Consider the following 25,168-nt stretch of genomic DNA (forward strand, 5'->3'; position numbering starts at 1 on the left):
ACCGCGTAACAGTGTTACTGCGGCGGCGTTACAGTCCGCCGTCCCGGCTCCTTACCTTTCTCTCCTCCCTTGAGGCGTGATCAACCCCTCGGCATACTGCGAGATCCGGGGGACTCGCGCACGCGCGTACGAAGCTTCCCCCGGCCGGGCGAACGGGGATTCGCCCGGTACCTCGTCTCCAGGGGGAGTCTTGCGCAGACAAGTGAACAGAGCCTGCGTGGCCGCCGTCGCCGCGGCGGCCGCCGTCGCGCTCGCCGCGGGCATGACCAACCCGGCGGCGGCGCAGACGGAGCGGCGTTCGACCACCGCCGCCCGCCTGACACCGCACCACACCGTCACCCTGATCACCGGCGACCGGGTCACCGTCGACGCCAAGGGCCGGGTGACCTGCCTGGCGCCGGCCAAGGGCCGCGAGCACATACCCGTCCGGATCCGCAAGGCCCACGGGCACACGCTGGTCCTCCCGGCCGACGCCGCCCGCCTGGTCGCCACCGGCACACTGGACCAGCGGCTGTTCGACGTCACCGAGTTGAACAAGTCCGCCACCCGCGCCTCCCAGAAGAACGGCCTGAAGGTCATCGTCGGCTACCGCGGCACCGCCGCGGCCGCCAAGGAGCAGGTCCGCGACGCGGGCACCCTGCGCCGCACCCTGCGGACCCTCAACGCCGACGCCGTGCAGACCCCGGTGAAGGACACGCCGGAGCTGTGGGACGCGGTGACCAACGGCGACCGGACCGCCTCCGGCATCGCGCACGTCTGGCTCGACGGCATCCGCCGCGCCAGCCTCGACAAGTCCGTCCCGCAGATCGGCGCGCCCACGGCCTGGGCGGCCGGCTACACCGGCAAGGGCGTGAAGATCGCCGTCCTGGACACCGGCGTCGACACCACCCACCCCGACCTGAGGAACCAGGTCGTCGCGTCCAAGAACTTCTCCGCCGCCGCCGACGCCACCGACCACTTCGGCCACGGCACGCACGTCGCCTCCATCGCGGCCGGCACCGGCGCCAAGTCGCACGGGAAGTACAAGGGCGTCGCGCCCGACGCGAAGATCCTCAACGGCAAGGTCCTCGACGACTCCGGCTCCGGCGACGACTCCGGCATCCTCGCCGGCATGGAGTGGGCCGCCCAGCAGGGCGCCTCCGTCGTCAACCTCAGCCTCGGCGGCTACGACTCGCCCGGCATCGACCCGCTCGAGGCCGAGGTCAACAAGCTGTCCGCGGAGAAGGGCATCCTGTTCGCGATCGCCGCGGGCAACGAGGGCCCCGAGTCGATCGGCTCGCCCGGCAGCGCGGACGCCGCGCTCACCGTCGGCGCCGTCGACGACCACGACAAGCTCGCCGACTTCTCCTCCACCGGCCCGCGCACCGGCGACGGCGGCATCAAGCCCGACGTCACCGCGCCCGGCGTGGACATCACCGCCGCCGCGGCCAAGGGCAGCGTCATCGACCGGGAGGTCGGCGAGAAGCCCGACGGGTACCTGACCATCTCCGGCACCTCCATGGCCACCCCGCATGTCGCCGGCGCCGCGGCCCTGCTCAAGCAGGAGCACCCGGACTGGGGGTACGCCGAGCTGAAGGGCGCCCTGACCGGCTCCGCCAAGGGCGGCGCCTACACGCCGTTCCAGCAGGGCGCCGGCCGGATCGCCGTCGACAAGGCCATCAAGCAGAGCGTCGTCGCCGACCCGGTCTCGGTCGGCTTCGGCGTCCAGCAGTGGCCGCACACCGACGACAAGCCCGTCACCAAGCAGCTCACGTACCGCAACCTCGGCACCAGCGACGTCACCCTGAAGCTGACGGCCACCGCCACCAACCCCAAGGGCCAGGCGGCCCCGGCCGGCTTCTTCACCCTCGGCGCCACCACCGTCAAGGTCCCGGCCGGCGGCAAGGCCTCCGTCGACCTCACCGTGAACACCAAGCTCGGCGGCACCGTGGACGGCGCCTACTCGGCGTACGTCACGGCGACCGGCGGCGGGCAGACGGTGCGCACCGCGGCCGCCGTCCAGCGCGAGGTCGAGTCGTACGACGTGACCGTCCGGCACATCGGCCGCGACGGCAACCCGACCGGCGGCTACCTCACCGACCTGTTCGCCTACACCGGCGCCGGCCAGGGCCGGGACTACCAGGTCCCCGTCAGCGACTCCGGCACCACCACCGTGCGCGTGCCCAAGGGCACGTACCTGCTGGACGCCCTGGTCGTCAAGGACTTCGCGGCCTTCGACGGCGGCATCGACTGGCTGGCCCAGCCCAAGCTGACCGTCGACAGGAACACCACCGTGACCGTCGACGCCCGCACCACCAAGGCGGCCGACATCACCGTGCCCGACGCGGCCGCACAGCCCCGCTCGGCGGCCGTCGACTACTCCTACGACCCGGCCGGCGTCGTCGCCGGCGTCAATGTGCGCTCCTTCGCCGACCTGCGCATCGGGCACCTCGGCCCGCAGGTGGACGGCCTGGCGCAGACCTGGAACGGCCAGTGGACCAAGGGCGACGACACCGAGTACGACGTCGCCACCAGCGCGAAGGTCAAGCGGCTCGTCGGCGACAAGGTCCGCCACTTCACGGCGGGCGAGCTGGCCACGGTGAAGAACCGGATCGGCGCGGGCGCCTCCGGCAAGACCGGCGGCGTCACCGCCTGGGGCTACCTGCCCGACGACGTCGTCATCGGCAACCCCGTCGAGCAGAAGCTGCCCGGCACGCGCACACTGCACCTGTCCACCGGCGAAGGCGTCCAGTGGTCCTTCGACGTCGAGCAGTACAACGGCCACGACGCCCAGGGCTACCCGGTCACCGAGGCCCTCTACACGCTGGGCGACCCGCAGACCTTCCAGGGCGGCCACAGCTACACGAAGACCTTCAACACCGCCGTCTTCGGCCCCCACCTCAACGCCGCCTACGGCCTGTTCCGCGACGGCGACACGATCTCCGGCCTGGTGCCGCTGTTCGCCGACGCCAACAAGCACGCCGGCTCCTCGGTGTTCACCTCGGCGAACACGACGCTGTACCGCAACGGCACCAAGGTGGGCTCCAACGACGACCCGCTCCTGGGCGGCAGTGCCTTCAAGGTCCCCGCGGGCGACGCCGAGTACAAGCTGACCACCTCGGTCAAGCGCAGCGTCAAGGTCGCGGCGGCCTCCACCCGGATCGACGCGAGCTGGACCTTCCGCTCCAAGAAGCCCACCGGCTCCGACACCGTCCGGCTGCCGGTGTCCACGGTCCGCTTCAACGCCACCACGGGCCTCGACAACCGTGTCGCGGCCGGCCGGAAGGCGACCTTCCCGGTCGTCGTCGAGGGCGCCGCCGCGGGCCGCAACCTGAAGTCCCTGTCCGTCTACGTCTCCTACGACTACGGCCAGACCTGGAAGAAGGTGCAGGTCAGGAACGGCCGTATCACGGTGGACAACCCGGCGAAGGGCCAGGCCATCTCCTTCCACGCCAAGATCACCGACAAGAAGAACAACAAGTCGACGCTCTCGATCTACAACGCGTACTACGGGAAGTGACCGTGGCCTGAAGAACAGCGCCGCACCTCAGGTGGCCCGCCGGTTTCCGCCGGCGGGCCATCCGCGTACCGGGGCCCCGGCACCCGGGCCAGGACGGATCCCGTCGGAAAACCCACCGGGAATTCCATCGAAAGGGAGCGAAGAAATCCGTTTCGGCGGCCGTGGCCGAATGCCGCCGAACATGCGCACGGCACCGTTTTCCGGGCCGTCCGGAATGCGCCCCCGTTCCGTGTATGGCCGGTTTTTCCCTTCTCCGCGCCGACGTCCTCCCGGAAGGCTGAGGGCCACTTCGGCCGCCGTGCCGAACGGCGGCCGGGAACGACCGCAGACAGGGGGAGACATGTCACTGCGCAAGGGAATCACGCTGGCCGCGGCCGCGGCCGCGCTGGTCGGGGGGCAGCTCGCGGCCACGCAGGCGTCGGCGGCACCCGCTCCGTCGTCACCGCTGCAGAAGCGGGTCGCCCAGTACCTGGAGAGCCACCCCGACGCCCACCGGATCGGTTCCGCGACCCTGAGCATCCCCGGGGGGACGGTCACGCTCGCCGCTCCCGGAGCCGCCCCGAGCACCGCCGCGATCAGCTGCGGCAGCGGCCACCTGTGTATCCAGGACGGCCTCGGCGACCGCTACGACTACTACTACTGCGGCTACTACGACTTCGACGGAGTCGGCGACGGGGTGTTCAACAACAACCAGACCTCCGGCACGGTCGCCAAGTTCTACAACGAGAACGGCAGCCTGCGCTGGTCCAACACGGCCAAGGACACCGGCACCGCGTCCTGGACGCCGGTGTGGCACATCCGCCCGTGCTGACGGGCCTGACGGACCTGATGGACCTGACGGCCCCGACGGCCCTGACGGACCCGCACTGAGCCCAACGCCCGCTCAGGGCACACCGCCGGGCCCCGGCCGGACACCCGTCCGGCCGGGGCCCGGCCACGTCGCTCACGCCGACGGCGCCGAAGAGGTCCCCGTCCCCGTCCCCGCGCGCGTCGCGTCCACGCCCCAGCTCGCCAGCAGACGCAGCGCCTCCGCCGACGGGGAGCCGGGCTCGGCGTGGTAGGTGCACAGGCACTGCTCGCCGTCGTCGGCGACATGGAACGACTCGAAGGACAGGGTGAGTTCACCGACGAGCGGATGGCGCAGCCGCTTGACGCCGTGGCCCTTCTCCTTCACGTCGTGCGCGGCCCACAGCCACCGGAACTCCTCGCTCTTGACGGACAGCTCGCCGACCAGCGCGGACAGGCGCGGGTCGTCGGGATGGCAGCCGGCGTCCATGCGCAGGTAGCTGACGACGTCGGAGGCCTTCTGCTCCCAGTCCACGAACAGCTCCCGGTAGGCGGGCCGCAGGAACACCAGCCGCGCCCAGTTGCGCTCCTGCGCCGGCAGCTCCGACCAGTCGCCGAACACCGCCGCCGCCATCCGGTTCCACACCAGGATGTCCGAGCGGCGGCCGGTGATGTACGCCGGGACGCCGTCGAGGGTGTCCAGGAGCTGCCGCAGCGAGGTGCGCACCTGCTGGGTGCGCGCGGACGGCTTCTTCTTGTGCTGCTTGGGCCGCGCCAGGTGCACCAGGTGCGCGTGCTCGGCGTCGCTGAGCCGCAGCGCCCGGGCGATCGCGTCCAGCACCTCCGCGGACACGTTCCGCCCGTTGCCCTGCTCCAGGCGCGTGTAGTACGCCACCGACACCCCGGCCAGCTGGGCCAGCTCCTCGCGGCGCAGCCCCGGCACCCGGCGGTGCCGGCCGTAGTCCGGCAGCCCCACGTCCCCGGGCTTGAGCCGGGCGCGCCGGGTGCGCAGGAACTCGCTGAGCTCGGCACGCCGGTCCAGGGCCGTCCGCGCGTCCACGGCCGGCTGCGGTACGGCGTCGGGCTGATGGTCCATGGGTCCAGTATTCACGGTCGTACGCAGGGCAACCTGACCCCGCCAGTGGTAGGACCGGCCGACGTAGGCACAGCCGTGGTCTGGGTGGACGCACGGCCGCGCGGCAGGCTGGGGAACCGGACAGACCGCGCCCGGGCACCAGACGACCGGGCACGGAGCGATCGCTAGGAGAACCCTCCGCATGACCACTGTTGCCGCGTACGCCGCCCCCGCCGCCAAGGCTCCGCTGGAGCGCACCACCATCGAGCGGCGGCCGGTGGGCGAGTTCGACGTCCTGATCGACATCAAGTTCGCCGGCATCTGCCACTCCGACATCCACCAGGTCCGGGAGGGCTGGGGCCAGGCGATCTTCCCGATGGTTCCCGGCCACGAGATCGCCGGCGTCGTCTCCGAGGTCGGTCCCGGCGTGACGAAGTTCAAGGCCGGCGACCACGTGGGCGTCGGCTGCATGGTCGACTCCTGCCGCGCGTGCGACAACTGCAGGGCCGGCCTGGAGCAGTACTGCACCCGCGGCGCCGTGATGACGTACAACGGCATCGGCCGGGACGGCGAGCCCACCTACGGCGGCTACTCCCAGAAGATCGTCGTCGACGAGAACTACGTCGTCCGCATCCCCGACAGCCTCCCCCTCGACGTGGCCGCGCCGCTGCTGTGCGCCGGCATCACCACGTACTCCCCGCTGAAGCACTGGAACGCCGGCCCCGGCAAGAAGGTCGCCGTCGTCGGTCTCGGCGGCCTCGGCCACATGGCCGTCAAGATCGCCCACGCGCTGGGCGCCGAGGTGACCGTGCTGTCGCAGTCCCTGCGCAAGAAGGACGACGGCCTGAAGCTGGGCGCCGACCACTATTACGCCACCAGCGACCCGAAGACCTTCGAAGAGCTCCGCGGCACCTTCGACCTGATCCTGTCCACGGTGTCGGCGCCCATGGACTTCGACGCCCTGCTCTCCCTGCTGAAGACCGACGGCGCGCTGGTCAACGTCGGCGCCCCCGAGGAGCCGATCTCCCTCAACCTCTTCTCCGTGATCGCCGGCCGCAAGACCCTCGCCGGGTCCTCCATCGGCGGCATCCGCGAGACCCAGGAGATGCTCGACTTCTGCGCCGAGCACCACATCGGCGCCGAGATCGAACTCATCCGCGCCGAGCAGGTCAACGAGGCCTACGAGCGCGTCCTGAACAGCGACGTGCGCTACCGCTTCGTGATCGACACGGCGACGATCTGACGGCGACGATCTGCGGCGGTGAGGTGAGCGCGCGGTGAGGTGAGCGCGCGGTGAGGTGAGCAGGCGGTGAGGTGAGCACGTGGTGGGGCCCCGGGTTGCCGGGGCCCCACCACGTGCGGAGCCCTTGTCAGCGGACGACGTCGAAGACGTTCTTCTGCAGGCCGTTGGCGTAGACCTCGTGCTCGACGAGCCTCAGCTTCTGGGCGTCCTTGTCCGTGGTGCTGAACAGGCGCTTGCCCGCGCCGAGCAGGAGCGGGAAGACGAGCAGGTGGTACCGGTCGATCAGGCCGGCGTCCGAAAGGCTCCGGTTCAGGGCGGCGCTGCCGTGGATGATGATCGGGCCGCCCTCCGTCTCCTTCAGCGCGGCGACCTCGTCGAGCGAGCGCAGGATCGTGGTCTCGCCCCAGTCGGGCACCAGGTCGTCCTCGGTGAGGGTGGTGGAGACGACGTACTTCGGCATCACCTTGTAGTCGGCGAACTCCGCCATCCCCGGCCACACCGGGCTGAACGCCTCGTAACTGACCCGCCCCAGCAGCATCGCGGTGGCCTCCTTCTGCTCCCGGCCCTTGATCTCGTACGCCTCGGGGAGGAACTCGACGTCCTTGAAGGTCCACCCGGAGTTCCGGTAACCGGGTTCACCGCCCGGGGCCTCCACGACGCCGTCGAGCGAGATGAAGGCGGTGCTGATCAACATACGCATGTGAGGCTCCTCGGTGTTCCGCGTCGTTCCGCGTGGTTCTGCGTCGCCCTATGTCGTTCTATGTCGTTCTGTATCGTTCCGCGTCCGGTTCCGACGGGTCCGGCCGGCGCACGCTGCGACCGCACCCGCGGCCGCAGCGCACCGGCCATGACTTCCGACTGCGGACCGCGGCGAAACTCATCGGTCGCGCCCGCCGGCCGGCCGAGGAGCTGAAGGAAGGCAGCCCGCACGGGCGGGCCCGGTGGCCCCGGTACGAGGCGCAGGCCCGGCACAGCGGCCGAAAACGGCTACGGCACCCGCGACACGAAGAGCACGGAGAGCACGAAGAGCACGGAGAGCAGAGAGAGCAGAGAGAGCAGAGAGAGCCCGGAAAAAAATTTGGGCGGCGATGTCGAGAACCCGCGTCCGGCTCCGTCCCCGGGGTGAACGCGACCAGAATGGGTCGTACCAGCACCGAGGAGCGACACGATGGCCAAGTACCTGCTGCTCAAGCACTACCGCGGTGCCCCGGCTGCGGTCAACGACGTGCCCATGGACCAGTGGACGCCGCAGGAGATCTCGGCGCACGTGCAGTACATGAACGACTTCGCGGCCCGGCTCGAGAAGACCGGTGAGTTCGTCGACGGCCAGGCGCTCGCCCCCGAGGGGACCTGGGTCCGCTACGACGGTGAGGGGCGCCCGCCGGTCACCGACGGCCCGTTCGCCGAGACCAAGGACCTCATCGCCGGCTGGATGGTGATCGACGTCGACAGCTACGAGCGCGCCGTCGAGCTGGCCGGGGAACTGTCGGCCGCCCCCGGGGCGGGCGGGAAGCCGATCCACGAGTGGCTCGAGGTGCGCCCGTTCCTGACCGCGAACCCCGGCATCACCGAGTGTCATTGATGGACGAGGCCCTGCTGAGGAGCCTCACGCCGAGCGTGATCGCCGTCCTCGTCCGCCGCGGAGCCGACTTCGCGGCGGCCGAGGACGCCGTGCAGGACGCGCTGGTCGAGGCACTCCGCTCCTGGCCGGCCGATCCCTCCCCCGGCTCTTCGGGCGAGGGGCACCCCCTTCGGGACGCGAAGGGCTGGCTGGTCACGGTGGCCTGGCGCAAGTTCCTCGACCAGACCCGGTCGGACGCCGCCCGCCGCCGGCGTGAGGAACGCGTCGACCAGGAGCCGGCGCCCGGACCCGCGCCCGCCGTGGACGACACGCTCCAGCTCTACTTCCTGTGCGCCCACCCGTCGCTGACGCCCTCGTCCGCGGTCGCGCTCACGCTGCGCGCCGTCGGCGGACTGACCACCCGCCAGATCGCCCGGGCCTACCTGGTACCCGAGGCGACCATGGCACAGCGCATCAGCCGGGCCAAGCGCACCGTCTCCGGCGTGCGATTCGACCAGCCCGGCGACGTCGCCACCGTGCTGCGCGTCCTCTACCTCGTCTTCAACGAGGGCTACTCCGGCGACCTCGACCTCGCCGCCGAGGCCATCCGGCTCACCCGGCAACTCGCGGCCCGGGTCGACCACCCCGAGGTGGCGGGGCTGCTCGCCCTCATGCTGCTCCACCACGCCCGGCGCGCCGCCCGCACCGCACCCGACGGCAGCCTGGTGCCGCTCGCGGAACAGGACCGCGGCCGGTGGGACACCGAGGCGATCGCCGAGGGCGTCACCCTCCTGCAGGCGGCCCTCGCCCGCGACCGGCTGGGCGAGTTCCAGGCCCAGGCCGCCATCGCGGCCCTCCACGCCGACGCGCCCACCGCCGAGGAGACCGACTGGGTGCAGATCGTCGAGTGGTACGACGAGCTCGTGCGCCTGACCGACAGCCCGATCGTCCGGCTCAACCGCGCGGTGGCCGTCGGCGAGGCCGACGGGCCGCGCGCCGGGCTGGCGGCGCTCGCGGCGCTGGACGACTCACTGCCCCGCCACGCCGCGGTGGCGGCGTACCTCCACGAGCGCGACGGCGATGTGGCGACGGCGGCACGGCTGTACGCCGAGGCGGCCCACCAGGCACCCAACACCGCCGAACGCGACTACCTGACACGCCAGGCAGCCAGACTCAACACCCGCCGGAACCGCTGACAGTCCGCGCCCGGCCCCTCCCACAGCACTCGACGCGGCCCCACGACCGAAGCGGCCACCTCACAGCCAGCGAGCGGGTGGGCGGGCCGAGACCGACTGCACGACGCGCTGCCGCATCGCACAGCCGCGGACCCTCAAGGGCTGTGGAACCGGCGGGTCTGCAGGACGCGAAATGCGCGTTTCCCGCAGGGGGAAGCCCCGGACCCCCTCCCTGCGCGCTGCGGCGCCTGTCCCAGCCGCCCCGCCGGATCAGCAGGTGCGGTCACGCGCCAGTGGAGGCAGGCCGGTCGGCTGGCGGCGTGTGGCAAACGGGCTAACTCTGTGCGTCCCCCGCCGGCTCGTGGGATGGAGGCAATAACGCTACTCGCAGACCACGGTCGGAGGAACAATGGCGATAGACGTCCGCAGGCTCGCACGGCACGGTTCGGGCTTGGCATCCACAGCTACGGTTCTGGCCACCGCAGCCGCGGTCCTCACGATGGCGCCTCCGGCTGCCGATGCCGTAGGCCCCCAGGGAGGGAAGGCCGCCGAGAAGAGGCAGATCGCCTCCTCGGTGCTGGGAGAGGACTTCAAGTTCACCCTGACCGCGCTGCGCTCCACGACCGACCCGCTGCGCGCCTCGGTGCGCCTGAAGGTCTTCGTCCTGCGTGACGGTGTCTGGTCGTTGTCGGACCAGGTCCTGGTCGGACAGCCCGACAGCTGGTTCTGGTTCCCCCTCACCGGTAGGGGAGCGATCTGTGAGTTCTCGACCGCCAGCACCAACCCCGCGCCCATCATGGTGAGTCTGCTGATCACCCCGTCGATCGGCTGCTCCCCCACGGAGAACTTCGAGCTGCGCGACGGGAAGTTCTCCGCGGAGCCGAGCAGGGCGCACAAGCCGCGAGGCGCGGTGAGCGCCGGAGGCGGCGGCATGGCCGAGTCGGTTGCCGCACGGTTCCCACCGACTCGCTGACCGGTCAGTGCTCCGCAGAGCCGGACCACTCGGACCGTGAGGGGCTCGCCGTGGCACCCACCGGGACGGATCGGAGCCACGGCGTGCTGTTCCTGCGGCGGACTACTGGTCCGTGGGCTCCGGCGCCGGAGCGACACCCGTCGGGCACGAGGCACCCCAGTTCGTCTCGAACGGGTCACCCAGCTCGACCCCCGTCCCGCCCAGCCCGCAGTACCCGCCGGGGTTCTTGTCGAGGTACTGCTGGTGGTAGGCCTCCGCCGGGTAGAACGGGTGGTCGGCCGCGGGGATGATCTCCGTGGTGATCGTGCCGTGTCCGGCCGCGGTGAGGACCTTCTGGTAGGCGGCGCGGGAGGACTCGGCGGCCGCCGCCTGGGCGGGGGAGTGGGTGAGGATGACGGAGCGGTACTGGGTGCCGACGTCGTTGCCCTGGCGGTAGCCCTGGGTGGGGTCGTGGGACTCCCAGAAGGTCTGCAGGAGCTTCTCGTACGGCAGGACCTTCGGGTCGTGGACCACGCGGACCACCTCGGCGTGGCCGGTCAGGCCCGAGCAGACCTCCTCGTACGTGGGGTTCTCGGTGTAGCCGCCCTGGTAGCCGACCAGGGTCGTCCACACGCCCGCCGGGAGCTGCCAGAAGCGGCGTTCGGCGCCCCAGAAGCAGCCCAGGCCGAAGTCGGCGATCTCCAGGCCCTCGGGGTAGGGGCCCAGCAGCGGCGTACCGAGGACCGTGTGGCGCTCGGGGACCGCGAAGGCCGGCTCGGGGCGGCCGGGCAGGGCCTCCTCGGGGGTCGGCATCACGGGAGTACGGCGGTACAGGAACATCGGGTCTCCCACCTGGGTCGGGGCCTCGGTTCAGGTCAACGCGCAGGACGCCCTCGCCATTCCGGCTCGGCGTTCCGGGGCCTCCCGGCCGCCGCGCCGCCGGGACGCGCACGCGGGGGCGCGTGTGCGCCTCAGCGGTGCAGCGTCGCCGGGCTGCCTCCGTTCGCCTCGTAGCCCGCCACCGCCAGCGCGCGGTGGACGGCGAACTCCGCGGCCGGGTCCGCGGAGAGGGTCCAGGGCAGGGCGCCGACGTGGCCGTCGACATGTATGAGCTGCTGCATGGCCTCCGCCCAGCGCTCGGCGCGCACCAGGAAGAAGATCAGCAGGTGGCGGACGTGCGCGAGGACCGGGTCGTCGGGGCGGGCCGAGTGCACCGCGTGCAGCGCGCCGTGGATCGCCCTGGTCACGACCTCGCTCTGGTAGAAGCCGCGGACCAGGTTCACCTCGGGCAGGTGCTCGAAGACCGCGAACAGCGGCAGCGCGGCCAGCAGCGAGCCCCGGGGCGCGCGGGCGGCGGCCGCCTCGGCGAAGGAATACGCCAGCTCGCGCGAGCCGTGCCACTTCTCGCACCAGTAGTGCAGCGCGGCCAGGTGCGCGCCCATGTGGTGCGGCGCCCGGTCCAGGATCTTCAGCCACAGCTGCTCGAACTCCGGCCGGGAATAGGCCAGTCCGCGCGCCACCGCCAGCTCGACGATGTACGGGACCGGGTCGTCGGGGGCCAGCAGCGCCGCCTGCCCGCAGGCGTCCCGGGCCTCCTCCATGATGATCCGGAACTCGTCCGTGCCCGGTGTGGACGTCCGCCACGCCTGCTGCACCAGGAACTCGGCGTGCACGGCCGCGCCGCCCGGATCCTTGGGTGCCTCGGCCCGCCACACCCGCAGCCACTGCGCGCCGGGCACCTCGCTCACCCCGCCGGGCCGCTGCTGCAGCTCCAGCGCGGCGGCGCCCGCGAACGCCTGCACCCGCTGCCAGCGCAGCTCGCCCTCCTCCGCCGTGCCCGCGAGCAGGTGCGCGGCCGCCTTGTACTCCTGCGTGCGCTGCACCACGTCCAGGACGTCCAGCAGGTCCTCGTCGGGGCCGGGCAGGCGGACGTCCAGGTCCTCCTCGCGCACGAAGCCGTAGTCCGCGGGGTCCGCGGCGTCCGGGTGCCCGGGCGGAACCAGCTCGATCACGCCGCGCCGGCGCCTGAGGTACGGCAGCAGCGCGAAGCCGATCAGAACCACCGCCATCAGGACCCAGAGAATCTCCATGCCTCCAGCGAACCAGACGCCGCCGACAATTGGCCAACCCGTCACCACGACCTGTGGACAACCCGGGCCGCCGGGGTCCCGAGCGGCCTCACCGCCCGCCGCCCGCCGCCCGCATCCGCCGCCCGCCGCCCGCATCCGCCGCCCGCATCCGCCGCCCACCGCTCCGGCGCATTACGCTCGGTCCCCATGAGCGACAGGCACATCAGTCAGCACTTCGAGACCCTCGCGATCCACGCGGGCAACACCGCCGACCCCCTCACCGGCGCCGTCGTCCCGCCGATCTACCAGGTCTCCACCTACAAGCAGGACGGCGTCGGCGGCCTGCGCGGCGGCTACGAGTACAGCCGCAGCGCGAACCCGACCCGCACCGCCCTGGAGGAGAACCTCGCCGCCCTGGAGGGCGGCCGCCGGGGCCTTGCGTTCGCGTCCGGACTGGCGGCCGAGGACTGCCTGTTGCGTACGCTGCTCGCTCCCGGCGACCACGTGGTGATCCCCAACGACGCCTACGGCGGCACGTTCCGCCTCTTCGCGAAGGTCGTGTCGCGGTGGGGCGTGGAGTGGTCGGTGGCCGACAGCAGCGACCCGGCGGCGGTACGGGCCGCGCTCACCCCGAAGACCAAGGTCATCTGGGTGGAGACGCCGTCCAACCCGCTGCTCGGCATCACCGACATCGCCGCCGTCGCCCAGGTCGCCCGGGACGCCGGTGTCCGGCTTGTGGTCGACAACACCTTCGCCACGCCGTACCTGCAGCAGCCGCTGGCGCTCGGCGCGGACGTCGTCGTGCACTCCCTGACCAAGTACATGGGCGGCCACTCCGACGTCGTCGGCGGCGCGCTGATCGTGGACGACGCCGAGCTCGGCGAGGAACTGGCCTACCACCAGAACGCGATGGGCGCGGTCGCCGGCCCCTTCGACTCCTGGCTGGTACTGCGCGGCACCAAGACGCTCGCGGTGCGCATGGACCGGCACAGCGAGAACGCCGCCAAGGTGGCCGACATGCTCACCCGGCACCCGCGCGTGAAGCAGGTGCTGTACCCCGGGCTGCCGGACCACCCGGGGCACGAGGTCGCCGCCAAGCAGATGCGGGCCTTCGGCGGCATGGTCTCCTTCCGGGTGGAGGGCGGCGAGGAGGCGGCCGTCGAGGTCTGCAACCGCGCCAGGGTCTTCACCCTCGGCGAGTCCCTCGGCGGCGTGGAGTCGCTGATCGAGCACCCGGGCCGGATGACGCACGCCTCGGCGGCCGGCTCGGCCCTGGAGGTGCCCGGCGACCTGGTGCGGCTGTCGGTGGGCATCGAGAACGTCGACGACCTGCTGGAGGACCTGCAGCAGGCCCTGGGCTGACCAGGAGCCGCCTGGCCCGACCAGGAACCGGGAAGGCTGACCAGGAGTCGGGCGGCTCGGTCAGGAGCCGGGCGGGCTGCTCCGGGCCGGGCGGTTCACCAGCCCGTCAGGGGCGTCGTCGTCCGTGACGGCGGCTCCACCCAGGGGTGGACGTCGACCGCCCACACGGTGAACGCCACGGCCGCGGCGAGCAGCAGCAGCCACAGCAGCCGCCGGGCGAGCACCCGGCGGCGCAGCATGCGGCCGCCGACGCGCACGGCGTCCGCGTACACCTCCGGCGGCACCCGGGGCGCCGAGTGCTCCAGCAGGGCGCGGACGGCCGCCTCGCGCCGGGCGCGGTTCACGGCGCGGCCACCGGCGCGGCGGGCGGCGCGCCGCCCACCGCGGGCGCGGAGCCGCGCGGCGGGTGCAGCAGGCGGGCGGCGGCACGGTCGCACAGCACACGCACGCGTTCCTGCGACAGTCCGAGCAGCGCGGCGGTCTGCTCCTCGGCGACCCCCTCGAACAGCCGCAGGACCAGCACCAGCCGTTCCCGCGGCGGCAGGGCCGCCAGCGGTCCCGCGGGGTGCGGGCGGGCCCGGCGGGGGAAGGGGGCGTGGTGCCACGCCTCGCGTGCGAAGCGGGCGGCCAGGTACTGGCGGGCGCGGTCGTAGGGGTCCTCGCCGCGCAGCCGGTCCCAGGTGGCGTAGGTGTGGCCGAGGGCGAGGGTGAGCAGGCGCCGCGCACGCGGGTTGTCGTGCGGGTCCTCCGCGGTGAGCAGCGTGGCGGCGTGCAGCAGCCGGCCGGCCGCACCCGTCGCGAACGCCTCGAACTCCCGGGCCCGGCGGGCGTCTTTGGCCGCATGCCGTTCTCGCACCGCGCCTCCCCTCCCGCCCGGGGCGCCCTGCCGCCCGGGGCAGCTCCCGGGGCGGCTTCGGGACTCGCGGGACCCCACTCCGCGTGCGGACGGCACGACGGGCGCGTGCCGTCCGCACGCGACGAGGACCCGCTCTCATATGAGGCCAGGGGTGGGCTTTCGGTCAAGAGCCGCGCACACTCCCGTGCCGCCCCGCTCTGTCCGCCCCGCGCGCGTGACGCACCGGGGCGCCGGGTGACGGGCAGGCGCGCGTGGACTGCGTACGTGGACTGCGTACGTGGACTACGTACTGGACTGGCCGCGCGCGTGGGCTTGCGGACTTCAGGAGGAGCGCACGCGTGGGCTTGCGGGCTTCAGAGGGACCGCGGGGGTGGCCTCATGGGCCTCAGGAGGACTGCGGGGATTCCGCCGACGCGTCGGACGGGAGGACCTGGGCGGCGGCCTGGCGGGCGGAGAGCGCGGTGTTGAAGCGGGTGAGGAGGGCGCAGAACGTCTCCCGTTCCTCCGGGGTCCAGTCGTGCGTCAGTTCGGCCATCAGCTGACGCCGGGACGACCGCACCTCCTCCAGGCGGGAGAGCCCGCGCGGGGAGAGCTGGAGGACCACCGCCCGGCCGTCCTCCGGATGGGAGGTGCGCTTGACGAGGCCGGTGTCGACCAGGGGAGCCACCTGCCGGGTGACCGTCGAGGAGTCGATGCCCATGCTCGCGGCGAGCGCCTTGACGCCCATCGGGCCCTCCGTGTCGAGGCGGTTGAGCAGCAGATAGGCGGCACGGTCCATGGAGTTGCGCACCTGCCCGACCCCGCCGAGCCGGGTCTGTTCGGCGCGGCGGGCGAACACCGCCACCTCGTGCTGCAGCGTGTCGAGAACACGGGGGTCACCGACGGTCGTCATGTCCATCGACATTTCAGGTGTTGTGGGCATGGCCGGGGGCTCACTTCGGGAGGCTGCTGGGTTGGGGGACAGGGTACGCGGACCGGGGGCGGGACGTACCGGCGCTGCGCAAACCCGTTCCGGAGGTTGGTCACACCGGTCGCCGCGCGCCGGGAACTGGGAGACTTGGGGGCATGAACCACAGCACGGCCTCCTCCTCGCGGATCGTCACCCTCGACGACGTGCGCGGCGCGCAGAAGATGCTCGCGGGTGTGGCGCGGATGACCCCGATGGAGGGCAGCAGGCACCTCACCCGGCTGGTGGGTGCCCCGGTGCACCTCAAGTGCGAGAACCTGCAGCGCACCGGATCGTTCAAGCTGCGCGGCGCCTACGTCCGCATCGCCGGGCTGCTGCCGGAGGAGCGGGCCGCGGGTGTCGTGGCCGCGAGCGCGGGCAACCACGCGCAGGGCGTGGCGCTGGCCTCCTCGCTGCTGGGCGTGCGCGCCACGGTGTTCATGCCGAAGGGCGCCCCGCTGCCGAAGATCAGCGCCACCCGCGAGTACGGTGCCGAGGTGCGCCTGCACGGCCAGGTGGTCGACGAGACGCTCGCCGCGGCCAAGGAGTACGCGGCCACCACGGGCGCGGTGTTCATCCACCCCTTCGACCACCCCGACATCATCGCCGGGCAGGGCTCGGTCGGCCTGGAGATCCTGGAGCAGTGCCCGCAGGTGCGCACGGTCGTCGTCGGCATCGGCGGCGGCGGGCTCGCGGCCGGCATCGCGGTGGCCGTCAAGTCGCTGCGGCCGGACGTGCGGGTCGTCGGCGTGCAGGCGGAGGGCGCGGCGGCGTACCCGCCGTCGCTGGCGGCGGGGCGGCCGGTGGCGGTGCACAACCCGGCGACGATGGCCGACGGCATCCTGGTCGGCCGGCCCGGCGACGTGCCGTTCGGGATCATCGGCGAGCTGGTGGACGAGGTGCGCACGGTCACCGAGGACGAGCTGGCCGCGGCGCTGCTGCTGTGCCTGGAGCGGGCCAAGCTCGTGGTGGAGCCGGCCGGGGCGAGTCCCGTCGCCGCGCTGCTGAGCGCGCCGGAGGCCTTCGAGGGCCCGGTGGTCGCGGTGCTGTCCGGCGGCAACGTCGACCCGCTGCTGCTGCAGCGCCTGCTGCGCCACGGCATGGCCGCGCAGGGCCGCTACCTGGCCGTACGGCTGCGGCTGACCGACCGGCCGGGGGCGCTCGCCACGCTCCTCGGGGTGTTGTCAGTGGTCGACGCTAACGTCCTCGATGTGAGCCACGTGCGGACCGACCCACGGCTGGGCCTCACGGAGGCGGAGGTGGAGCTGCACCTGGAGACGAAGGGCCCGGCGCACTGCGCCGAGGTCGGGCAGGCGCTGCGCGAGGCCGGTTACACGGTCATCGACTGACGCGCCCGGAGCCGCCGCCGCGGTCGTGCGGCCGGCGGGTGCCGGGCCGTCGTGGTGATCCGGCCGACGGGCGCGGACCGGTCGCGGTCGTGGTCGGCGGACACGCCCGCCGCGGCTGTCGGGGCGCCTCCCAGGACCCCTGCGACCCTTGCGTCACCTGTTCGGGTAATTCCATTGAGAGACGCGATACATCGCGTTATGGTGTGTGCGTGCCCCTCATCATGCACTGCGCACGGCACATCCGCCGACTTCTTTTTTCCTGACCTTTTTCGATCCCCGACGACGTGGAGACTCATATGCCAGGCGCCATCTATGCCGAAGGTCTGGTGAAGACCTTCGGTGACGTACGGGCTCTGGACGGCGTCGACCTCGACGTCCCGCAGGGCACGGTGCTGGGTCTGCTCGGGCCGAACGGCGCGGGCAAGACCACCACGGTCCGCTGCCTGACGACCCTGCTGCGCCCCGACAGCGGCACCGCCGTCGTCGCGGGCCTCGACGTGCTCCGGCAGCCCGACGCCGTCCGCCGCTCCATCGGCCTGTCCGGGCAGTTCGCGGCCGTCGACGAGTACCTGACCGGCCGCGAGAACCTGCAGATGGTCGGCCAGCTGTACCAGATGAGCGCGAGGGCGGCCCGGGCGCGCGCCGGCGAACTGCTGGAGCAGTTCCACCTCACCGAGGCCGCCGACCGGCCGGCCAAGACGTACTCCGGCGGCATGCGCCGCCGGCTCGACCTGGCGGCGGCGCTCGTCGTCTCGCCGCCCGTGATGTTCATGGACGAGCCGACCACCGGGCTCGATCCGCGCAACCGCCAGCAGCTGTGGGACGTCATCAAGCAGCTCGTCTCCGACGGCACGACGCTGCTGCTGACCACGCAGTACCTGGAGGAGGCCGACCACCTCGCCCACGAGATCGCCGTCGTCGACCACGGCCGTGTCATCGCCAAGGGCACCTCCGACCAGCTCAAGGCCCGCACCGGCGGCGAGCGCGTCGAGCTCGTCGTGCACGAGCGCGACCGCATCCAGGACGCCTCCGGCGTGCTGCGCGGCTTCGGCAAGGGCGAGGTCACGGTCGAGGAGCACACGCGCAAGCTCACCGTGCCGGTCACCGGCGGCGCGAAGCTCCTCGCCGAGGTGATCCGCGAGCTGGACGCCCGCGGCGTCGAGATCGACGACATCGGACTGCGCCGCCCCACCCTCGACGACGTCTTCCTGTCCCTGACCGGACACGTCGCCGAGGCCACCGACGAGGACAACGGCCAGAAGGCCGGCCGGGCCGCCCAGGACCGCCGGCGCAGGAAGGAGACCACCAAGTGAGTGCCGCCACCGACACCCTCAGAACCCCGGCGCCCGCCGGCGCGTTCGGCCGTTCCGTCCGGGACTCCCTGGTCGTGGCCAAGCGGAACCTGATCCGCATGGTCAGGATCCCCGAGGTCGTCATCTTCGGGCTGATCCAGCCGATCATGTTCGTGGTGCTGTTCAGCTACGTGTTCGGCGGCTCCATGAACATCGGCGGCACCACGAGCCCGTCCGTCTACCGCGAGTTCCTGATGGCCGGCATCTTCGCGCAGACCGTCACCTTCGCCACCGCGGGCGCCGGGGCGGGCATCGCCGAGGACATGCACAAGGGGCTCATCGACCGCTTCCGCTCCCTGCCCATGGCACGCGGCGCGGTGCTGACCGGGCGCACCCTGGCCGACCTCGTGCAGACCGCGCTCACCCTGGTGATCCTGGCCGTGGTCGCCCTGCTGGTCGGCTGGCGCACCCACACCAACGTCGGCGAGGTGCTGGCCGCCTTCGGGCTGCTCCTGCTCAGCGGATACGCCTTCACCTGGATCGGCGCCCTCATCGGCCTGTCCGTGCGCACCCCCGAGGCCGCCACCTCCGGCGGACTGGTCTGGCTCTTCCCGGTCACGTTCATCTCGAACGCGTTCGTGGACTCCAGCCGGATGACCCCCTGGCTGCGCCACATCGCCGAGTGGAACCCCTTCAGCGCCACCGTCCAGGCCTGCCGCCAGCTCTTCGGCAACCCCGGCGTCTCCACCTCCGAGGCCTGGCCCATGCAGCACCCGGTGTGGGCCTCGCTGATCTACTCGATCCTGATAGTCCTGATCTTCCGCACGCTCGCCGTCCGCAAGTACCGCTCGGCGACCGCATGACGAAACCCCCGGCGCCGACCGGGCGCCGGGGGCTCGTCAAAGGTCCGCGGGGGATCACCCCTGGTACGGCTCGGCCTTGAGGATCTTGACGGAGGCCTTCTTGCCGTTGGGCAGCTCGTACTCCGCGGTCTCGCCCACCTTGTGGCCGATGACACCGGAACCCAGCGGGGACTGCGGCGAGTAGGTCTCGATGTCGCCGCTCGCGTACTCGCGGGAGGCGAGCAGGAAGGTCAGCGTGTCGTCCTCGTCGCCGTCGAAGGCGATGGTGACGACCATGCCGGGCGCGACCTCGCCGTCCGTGGCCGGGGGCTCACCGACCTTGGCGTTCTCGAGGAGCTGGGTCAGCTGGCGCACACGGAGCTCCTGCTTGCCCTGCTCCTCCTTGGCCGCGTGGTACCCGCCGTTCTCACGCAGGTCGCCCTCCTCGCGCGCGGCTGCGATCTTGGCGGAGATCTCCGCACGCGCGGGACCAGTAAGGTACTCAAGCTCAGCCTTGAGCTTGTTGTACGCCTCCTGGGTCAGCCAGGTGACGTTCTCGCTGGTCTGGGTCACAGGTGCTCCTCGTAGGTACTGGGAATACAAAGCATCGCCCTACCCAGAAGAATGTTCCTCCACGGATGGGCGAAACCACGAGCCTAACAATTCAGCGGCCCAAGGGGGAGGACATATGCCTCGGAACCACGTCAACGCAGGTCAGCGCCTACGTATTCCGGGTGAGCCCGGTGCGTGGCGGCCGCCGGGGCGTCGGTTCAGCCGGTGTGGCAGCCCAGCAGCTCCGCCGTGGTGCCCCGGGCCGTCGTCCGCAGCGTGACCACCTTGTCGATCCGCGCGGCGTGGTCGTCGAAGCGGAAGTCCGCCCGGCCCACCTCGCTGCCGTCCGCGGCCTGCGAGCGCAGGGTGCAGTAGCCGCGGGTGCCGGCGTCCTTGCGGACCTCCAGGTGCACCTTCACCGCGTCGTCGGAGGCCTTGAAGGTGATCACCTGGGCGCTGATCCCGCTCTGCCCGACATAGCGGTAGGCGAAGTAGCCGACCAGGGCGAGCAGGACGGCGCCGAAGACGGCGGCGGCGACCTTGAGCCCGCGGTCGGAACGCTGTGCGGAGCGGCCGTAGCGGCCCTCGGGCAGGCGCGTACTCGCCGTGCTCATGATCGTCCTCCCGGCAGGTGCGGGACGGGTGTCCCAAAAGGGCGCCCGAAGTCGTACTCCGGAATTATCCGCCCTTCGATTCGGTCACTATAGAAGCCGCCCACCCGTCGCCCGACCACCGCCCCGGGACCGGGGTCCCCGCGGGGCGGGCCCTGTTGGATGCGCCCCGGGACACCGGGGACGCCGATGACCTTGAGGATTGAGCCTTGACTGACCAACTGCGACTGATGGCCGTGCACGCGCACCCCGACGACGAGTCGAGCAAGGGCGCGGCCACCATGGCGAAGTACGTGTCCGAGGGGGTGGACGTGCTGGTGGTGACCTGCACGGGCGGGGAGCGCGGCTCCATCCTCAACCCCAAGCTGCAGGGCGACAAGTACATCGAGGAGCACATCCACGAGGTGCGTCGCAAGGAGATGGACGAGGCCCGCGAGATCCTCGGCGTCAAGCAGGAGTGGCTCGGCTTCGTCGACTCCGGCCTGCCCGAGGGCGACCCGCTGCCGCCGCTCCCGGAGGGCTGCTTCGCCCTGGAGGACGTCGACAAGGCGGCCGGGGAACTGGTGAAGAAGATCCGCTCCTTCCGCCCCCAGGTGATCACCACCTACGACGAGAACGGCGGCTACCCGCACCCCGACCACATCATGACCCACAAGATCTCGGTGGTCGCCTTCGACGGCGCGGCCGACACCGAGAAGTACCCGGAGGCGGAGTTCGGTCCGGCCTGGCAGCCGCTGAAGCTCTACTACAACCAGGGCTTCAACCGCCCCCGCACCGAGGCCCTGCACAAAGCGATGCTGGAGCGCGGCCTGGAGTCGCCGTACGGGGAGTGGCTCAAGCGCTGGGAGAAGTCCGGCCACAAGGACCGCACGCTCACCACGCACATCCCCTGTGCCGACTTCTTCGAGATCCGCGACAAGGCGCTGATCGCGCACGCCACGCAGATCGACCCCGACGGCGGCTGGTTCCGGGTCCCCATGGAGCTCCAGAAGGAGGTCTGGCCGACCGAGGAGTACGAGCTGGCGAAGTCCCTCGTGGACACCTCCATCCCCGAGGACGACCTGTTCGCGGGCATCCGCGACAATGCATGACATGAGCGCAAGCGCGAGCCTGGCAACGGCCCACCTCGTCACCCTGGCCGAGGTGGACCAGAACAAGGTCACCCCCGGCATCCTCGGTTTCCTCGTCTTCGCGGCGCTGGCCCTCGCGGTGTGGGGGCTGATGAAGTCCATGAACAAGCACATGGGCAAGGTGGACTTCGAGGAGGCCCCGGACCCGGAGGCCGACACCCCGCGGAAGACCTCCTCCACGGCCGAGTCCTCCGGTGGGGCGGGCGCCTCCGGCAAGCCCGCCGGCCCGAAGCGGAGCTGACCCGGCACGCGGCACCCGGGGGCGGCGGTCCCCGCACGACCGGCACCGCCACCCCCGTCACCTCGCGCGCCGCTCGGGCTCCCCGCACAGCCGCCGGAGCCGGAGAACGCGGCCGTGACCGCCGTCTCCCCACCGCCGTCTCGTTGCGCAACCCGGAGGCCTGCCGCCCCTCCGCCCCGGCGTACGGCACGTCGGGGCGCCGGCCGCGGAAGTGCCCGGGGGCGGCTCCTGCTCGGCTGCTCCCGCCGCCGGCACACCGCCCCGGCGGGGCGTCTGCTTCCCCTTCGCCTCAACTCCCTTGTGTACGAGTGCCCTTGTGGTGGGTCGGGGGCCTGGGGGTACGGCGGTCGTCCACGGCCGATCCGGCAGCCGGCCCCGTGGCCGGGACCCGGCCCAGTGCCAGGCACACGCAGGTCCCGGCGAGCGCCGCTTCCGCCACCGCGCACGCCGCGGCCTGGGCCAGGGCGGCGCCCGGTGGGGCGGTCGTCAGGTCGAACCAGGCGTCCAGCACCGCCACGGCGGCGGTCGCGGACGCCGTGAGCCGTGCGTGCGGACTGCCCCGGAGACCGAGCAGGGAGGTGGCCGCGCAGCCGGCCGTCAGGAGCACGTCGAGACCGACCCAGGCCAGCGACCAGTGCCGTACCTGCGTGTCGGCGGGCAGCGTGCGGGCGAGCACCACCATCCACGGCACCAGCAGCACCGCGGCCGACCCCAGCACGACCAGCGTCCCTTTCCTCACCCGCCCGCCCAAGTGGCCGACGGACCGCCCGGCAACGTGCACGGCACACTCCCTCCCCTCGCGCCTGCCACCACCGTAGAACCGCAGAGAAAATTCTGCAAAGGAAATTCTGCAGACGTCCCTCTGTGCCATGGCAGGGCCGGGGATACCGTTTGCCCATGTCCGCCGCCGACCCGACGCCCCCGACCGAGCTGACCAGCCTGGAACGCACCGCCCTGTACAAGTCCCTCGCCAACCCGCTGCGCCGCCGGATCCTCGACTACCTCACGCGACACGGCGAGGCGAACTCCACCGTGCTGGCCCGGGAACTCGGCGAGAGCTCCGGCACCACCAGCTACCACCTGCGCAAACTCGCCGAGCAGCGGCTCATCGAAGAGATCCCGGAGAAGTCCGGCGGACGAGAACGCTGGTGGCGGGCCGCGCCCTTCGCCCACACCGCGCCCGACCCGGCGACGATGGCCCCCGAGGAGTACGCGGCGGCCGAGCGGCTCGCCCTGCTCAAGATCGAGACGGACACCCGGCTGTTCCGCCGCGCCCACGAGGAGTACGCCGGCCCCGAGGGCTGGGCTCAGGTGCAGCGCGCCGGCGTCTGGATGACCAAGGAGGAACTGCTCGCCTTCGTCCGCGCCTACCAGGAGTTGCTCGCCCGGTACGGTCACACGCGCGAGGACGCCCCGCAGGGGGCGCGCCGGATGAACCTGCGGTTCTACGCCGCGCCCGACGCAGTGGGAGAGTGGAGGGGTGAACCGACTGGCCCGTGAGACGTCCCCGTACCTCCTTCAGCACGCCGACAACCCCGTCGACTGGTGGCCCTGGTCGGCCGAGGCCTTCGAGGAGGCCCGCAGGAGCGACCGGCCGGTGCTGCTGAGCGTCGGATACAGCAGTTGCCACTGGTGCCACGTGATGGCGCGCGAGTCGTTCGAGGACGAGACGACCGCCGCCTTCATGAACGAGCACTTCGTCAACGTCAAGGTCGACCGCGAGGAGCGCCCGGACGTCGACGCCGTGTACATGGAGGCCGTGCAGGCGGCCACCGGGCAGGGCGGGTGGCCGATGACGGTGTTCCTCACGGCAGACGGGGAGCCGTTCTACTTCGGGACGTACTTCCCGCCGCGGCCGCGGCACGGGATGCCGTCGTTCCGGCAGGTGCTGGAGGGGGTCGCGCAGGCCTGGCGGGAGCGGCGGGCGGAGGTCGCGGACGTCGCCGGGAGGATCGCCCGGGACCTGGGCGAGCGGCACCTGGCCTACGGCGACTCCGAGCTGCCCGGCGAGCGCGAGATGGCGCAGGCGCTGCTGGGGCTGACGCGGGAGTACGACCCGCAGCGCGGCGGGTTCGGCGGGGCGCCGAAGTTCCCGCCGTCCATGGTGCTGGAGTTCCTGCTGCGGCACCACGCCCGCACCGGCTCCGAGGGCGCGCTGCAGATGGCGCAGGACACCTGCGAGCGAATGGCCCGCGGCGGGATCTACGACCAGCTCGGCGGCGGTTTCGCCCGCTACTCGGTGGACCGCGACTGGGTGGTGCCGCACTTCGAGAAGATGCTGTACGACAACGCGCTGCTGTGCCGGGTGTACGCCCACCTGTGGCGGGCCACCGGGTCGGAGCTGGCGCGGCGGGTCGCGCTGGAGACCGCCGACTTCATGGTGCGGGAGCTGCGCACGGCCGAGGGCGGGTTCGCCTCCGCGCTGGACGCCGACAGCGACGACGGAAGCGGCCGGCACGTCGAGGGCGCCTACTACGTGTGGACCCCGCAGCAGTTGCGGGAGGTCCTCGGGGAGGCCGACGCCGAACTCGCCGCCCGCCACTTCGGCGTGACCGAGGAGGGCACCTTCGAGCAGGGCGCGTCGGTGCTGCAACTGCCGTTGCGGGACGAGGTGTTCGACGCCGACCGGATCGAGTCGGTGCGGCGGCGGCTGCGCGCGGCGCGGTCGAGGCGCCCGGCGCCGGCCCGCGACGACAAGGTCGTCGCCGCCTGGAACGGCCTGGCGATCGCCGCGCTGGCCGAGACCGGCGCCTACTTCGACCGCCCCGACCTGGTGGAGGCCGCGACCGGCGCCGCCGACCTCCTGCTGCGGCTGCACCTGGACGAGCACGCGCGGCTGACCCGTACCAGCAGGGACGGGCGCCCCGGCGGCACCGCGGGCGTGCTGGAGGACTACGGCGACGTCGCCGAGGGCTTCCTCGCGCTGGCGTCGGTCACCGGCGAGGGCGCCTGGCTGGATCTCGCCGGTCTGCTCCTGGAGCAGGTGCTGACCCGGTTCACCGACCCGGACACCGGCGCGCTGTACGACACGGCCGCCGACGCCGAGCGGCTGATCCGCCGCCCGCAGGACCCGACCGACAACGCCGCCCCGTCCGGCTGGACGGCGACCGCGGGCGCCCTGCTCGGGTACGCCGCGCACACCGGCTCCGAGCGGCACCGGGCCGCGGCGGAGCGGGCGTTGGGCATCGTCCGGGCGCTGGCGCCGCGGGTGCCGCGGTACGTGGGCTGGGGGCTGGCGGTGGCCGAGGCGCTGCTGGACGGGCCGCGCGAGGTCGCCGTGGTCGGTCCGGCGCCGGAGGACCCGGCGACGCGGGAGATGCACCGCACGGCGCTGCTGGGGACGGCGCCGGGCGCGGTGGTCGCCGTCGGGGCGCCCGGCAGCGACGAGTTCCCGTTGCTCTCCGACCGTTCCCTGATCGGCGGCGCGCCGGCCGCGTACGTCTGCCGCAACTTCACCTGCGACGCCCCGACGACCGATCCGGAACGGCTGCGCGCGGCGCTGAGCGGCTGAAACGGGCGGCCGGCGGAGGGCGGAGCGGGGCCGGAGCGGGGCCGGAACAGGGCTCGTGTCCGGCTTGGTCCCGCTAGGGACAGCACCGGACCGAAACATACTATTTATCGGAACAG

Annotated in this window: 24 protein-coding genes; 14 read left to right on the plus strand and 10 right to left on the minus strand. The window is 72.2% G+C overall.

Annotation, left to right across the window (positions count from 1 at the left end; translation table 11 throughout):
* The first annotated feature begins 262 nt into the window (after positions 1-262).
* Together IE225_RS17305 and IE225_RS17310 are read left to right on the plus strand one after the other, a co-directional pair.
* Positions 263-3,499 carry a S8 family serine peptidase gene (locus tag IE225_RS17305; RefSeq protein ID WP_190058554.1) on the plus strand — a complete coding sequence of 1,079 codons (3,237 nt, stop codon included), beginning with the start codon at positions 263-265 and terminating at the stop codon, positions 3,497-3,499.
* 340 nt (positions 3,500-3,839) lie between these two features.
* Positions 3,840-4,310, plus strand: coding sequence for a hypothetical protein (locus IE225_RS17310; protein ID WP_190058437.1), 471 nt, complete (start codon positions 3,840-3,842; stop codon positions 4,308-4,310).
* Positions 4,311-4,442: 132 nt separating this feature from the next.
* Here the strand turns inward: IE225_RS17310 and IE225_RS17315 are convergent, their stop codons facing one another.
* Positions 4,443-5,381, minus strand: coding sequence for a helix-turn-helix domain-containing protein (locus IE225_RS17315; protein ID WP_190058438.1), 939 nt, complete (start codon positions 5,379-5,381; stop codon positions 4,443-4,445).
* A gap of 181 nt (positions 5,382-5,562) precedes the next feature.
* Between IE225_RS17315 and IE225_RS17320 the strand changes: the two genes are divergently transcribed.
* The gene (locus tag IE225_RS17320; protein ID WP_190058439.1) at positions 5,563-6,603 is read left to right on the plus strand and encodes an NAD(P)-dependent alcohol dehydrogenase; all 1,041 of its coding nucleotides are present in this window, start codon (positions 5,563-5,565) and stop codon (positions 6,601-6,603) included.
* 127 nt (positions 6,604-6,730) lie between these two features.
* Here IE225_RS17320 and IE225_RS17325 read toward each other — a convergent pair whose 3' ends face one another.
* Positions 6,731-7,303 (minus strand): dihydrofolate reductase family protein, encoded by a 573-nt coding sequence (locus IE225_RS17325; RefSeq protein ID WP_190058440.1) that lies wholly within the window; start codon positions 7,301-7,303, stop codon positions 6,731-6,733.
* 468 nt (positions 7,304-7,771) lie between these two features.
* Here IE225_RS17325 and IE225_RS17330 point away from each other — a divergent pair, with 468 nt between their 5' ends.
* The 3 genes from IE225_RS17330 (at position 7,772) to IE225_RS17340 (ending at position 10,312) form a co-directional block, all read left to right on the plus strand.
* Positions 7,772-8,185: a YciI family protein gene (locus IE225_RS17330; protein WP_190058441.1), complete on the plus strand. Its 414-nt coding sequence runs from the start codon at positions 7,772-7,774 to the stop codon at positions 8,183-8,185.
* On the plus strand, positions 8,185-9,360 hold the full coding sequence (locus tag IE225_RS17335; RefSeq protein ID WP_190058442.1) for an RNA polymerase sigma factor: 1,176 nt from the start codon (positions 8,185-8,187) through the stop codon (positions 9,358-9,360). The genes IE225_RS17330 and IE225_RS17335 overlap by 1 nt, the downstream gene beginning before the upstream one ends.
* Positions 9,361-9,790: 430 nt before the next feature.
* Positions 9,791-10,312: a hypothetical protein gene (locus IE225_RS17340; RefSeq protein WP_229879634.1), complete on the plus strand. Its 522-nt coding sequence runs from the start codon at positions 9,791-9,793 to the stop codon at positions 10,310-10,312.
* 102 nt (positions 10,313-10,414) lie between these two features.
* On the opposite strand, the gene msrA is transcribed toward IE225_RS17340, so the two are convergent.
* Together msrA and IE225_RS17350 are read right to left on the minus strand one after the other, a co-directional pair.
* Entirely contained in the window at positions 10,415-11,131 is a 717-nt protein-coding gene (gene msrA, locus IE225_RS17345; protein WP_190058443.1) for a peptide-methionine (S)-S-oxide reductase MsrA, read from the minus strand.
* 131 nt (positions 11,132-11,262) lie between these two features.
* Complete coding sequence (locus IE225_RS17350; protein ID WP_190058444.1) at positions 11,263-12,381, minus strand: hypothetical protein; 1,119 nt, start codon at positions 12,379-12,381, stop codon at positions 11,263-11,265.
* A gap of 186 nt (positions 12,382-12,567) precedes the next feature.
* On the opposite strand from IE225_RS17350, the gene IE225_RS17355 reads away from it, so the two are divergent.
* On the plus strand, positions 12,568-13,722 hold the full coding sequence (locus IE225_RS17355; RefSeq protein WP_190058445.1) for a cystathionine gamma-synthase: 1,155 nt from the start codon (positions 12,568-12,570) through the stop codon (positions 13,720-13,722).
* 95 nt (positions 13,723-13,817) lie between these two features.
* Here IE225_RS17355 and IE225_RS33235 read toward each other — a convergent pair whose 3' ends face one another.
* The 3 genes from IE225_RS33235 to IE225_RS17365 form a co-directional block, all read right to left on the minus strand.
* On the minus strand, positions 13,818-14,066 hold the full coding sequence (locus IE225_RS33235) for a hypothetical protein (RefSeq protein WP_229879636.1): 249 nt from the start codon (positions 14,064-14,066) through the stop codon (positions 13,818-13,820).
* Positions 14,063-14,578: a sigma factor-like helix-turn-helix DNA-binding protein gene (locus IE225_RS33240; protein WP_229879638.1), complete on the minus strand. Its 516-nt coding sequence runs from the start codon at positions 14,576-14,578 to the stop codon at positions 14,063-14,065. Before IE225_RS33240 ends, IE225_RS33235 begins: the two co-directional genes overlap by 4 nt.
* 385 nt (positions 14,579-14,963) lie before the next feature.
* Positions 14,964-15,482 (minus strand): MarR family winged helix-turn-helix transcriptional regulator, encoded by a 519-nt coding sequence (locus IE225_RS17365; protein WP_190058446.1) that lies wholly within the window; start codon positions 15,480-15,482, stop codon positions 14,964-14,966.
* Between the two features lie 161 nt (positions 15,483-15,643).
* Here IE225_RS17365 and ilvA point away from each other — a divergent pair, with 161 nt between their 5' ends.
* From ilvA to IE225_RS17380, 3 genes are all read left to right on the plus strand, one after another.
* Entirely contained in the window at positions 15,644-16,873 is a 1,230-nt protein-coding gene (gene ilvA, locus IE225_RS17370) for a threonine ammonia-lyase (RefSeq protein WP_190058447.1), read from the plus strand.
* Positions 16,874-17,169: 296 nt separating this feature from the next.
* Positions 17,170-18,186, plus strand: coding sequence for an ATP-binding cassette domain-containing protein (locus IE225_RS17375; RefSeq protein ID WP_190058448.1), 1,017 nt, complete (start codon positions 17,170-17,172; stop codon positions 18,184-18,186).
* A complete protein-coding gene (locus IE225_RS17380) occupies positions 18,183-19,028 on the plus strand; it encodes an ABC transporter permease (protein ID WP_190058449.1) in 846 nt (281 codons plus the stop codon). The genes IE225_RS17375 and IE225_RS17380 overlap by 4 nt, the downstream gene beginning before the upstream one ends.
* A gap of 54 nt (positions 19,029-19,082) precedes the next feature.
* Here the strand turns inward: IE225_RS17380 and greA are convergent, their stop codons facing one another.
* Positions 19,083-19,580 carry a transcription elongation factor GreA gene (gene greA, locus IE225_RS17385; RefSeq protein WP_190058450.1) on the minus strand — a complete coding sequence of 166 codons (498 nt, stop codon included), beginning with the start codon at positions 19,578-19,580 and terminating at the stop codon, positions 19,083-19,085.
* 197 nt (positions 19,581-19,777) lie between these two features.
* Positions 19,778-20,173: a DUF4307 domain-containing protein gene (locus IE225_RS17390; protein WP_190058451.1), complete on the minus strand. Its 396-nt coding sequence runs from the start codon at positions 20,171-20,173 to the stop codon at positions 19,778-19,780.
* A gap of 227 nt (positions 20,174-20,400) precedes the next feature.
* On the opposite strand from IE225_RS17390, the gene mca reads away from it, so the two are divergent.
* Both mca and IE225_RS17400 read left to right on the plus strand, forming a co-directional pair.
* Positions 20,401-21,261 (plus strand): mycothiol conjugate amidase Mca, encoded by an 861-nt coding sequence (mca, locus tag IE225_RS17395; protein ID WP_190058556.1) that lies wholly within the window; start codon positions 20,401-20,403, stop codon positions 21,259-21,261.
* Positions 21,254-21,541: a hypothetical protein gene (locus tag IE225_RS17400; protein WP_190058452.1), complete on the plus strand. Its 288-nt coding sequence runs from the start codon at positions 21,254-21,256 to the stop codon at positions 21,539-21,541. The genes mca and IE225_RS17400 overlap by 8 nt, the downstream gene beginning before the upstream one ends.
* A 289-nt stretch (positions 21,542-21,830) precedes the next feature.
* Here the strand turns inward: IE225_RS17400 and IE225_RS17405 are convergent, their stop codons facing one another.
* The gene (locus IE225_RS17405) at positions 21,831-22,322 is read right to left on the minus strand and encodes a hypothetical protein (protein WP_190058453.1); all 492 of its coding nucleotides are present in this window, start codon (positions 22,320-22,322) and stop codon (positions 21,831-21,833) included.
* Positions 22,323-22,438: 116 nt separating this feature from the next.
* Between IE225_RS17405 and IE225_RS17410 the strand changes: the two genes are divergently transcribed.
* Both IE225_RS17410 and IE225_RS17415 read left to right on the plus strand, forming a co-directional pair.
* On the plus strand, positions 22,439-23,041 hold the full coding sequence (locus tag IE225_RS17410; protein ID WP_190058454.1) for an ArsR/SmtB family transcription factor: 603 nt from the start codon (positions 22,439-22,441) through the stop codon (positions 23,039-23,041).
* Complete coding sequence (locus IE225_RS17415) at positions 23,022-25,052, plus strand: thioredoxin domain-containing protein (protein ID WP_190058455.1); 2,031 nt, start codon at positions 23,022-23,024, stop codon at positions 25,050-25,052. The genes IE225_RS17410 and IE225_RS17415 overlap by 20 nt, the downstream gene beginning before the upstream one ends.
* Positions 25,053-25,168: the final 116 nt, after the last annotated feature.

This window comes from Streptomyces echinoruber (assembly GCF_014651135.1).
In the GTDB taxonomy this organism is placed as follows: Bacteria; Actinomycetota; Actinomycetes; order Streptomycetales; family Streptomycetaceae; genus Streptomyces; species Streptomyces echinoruber.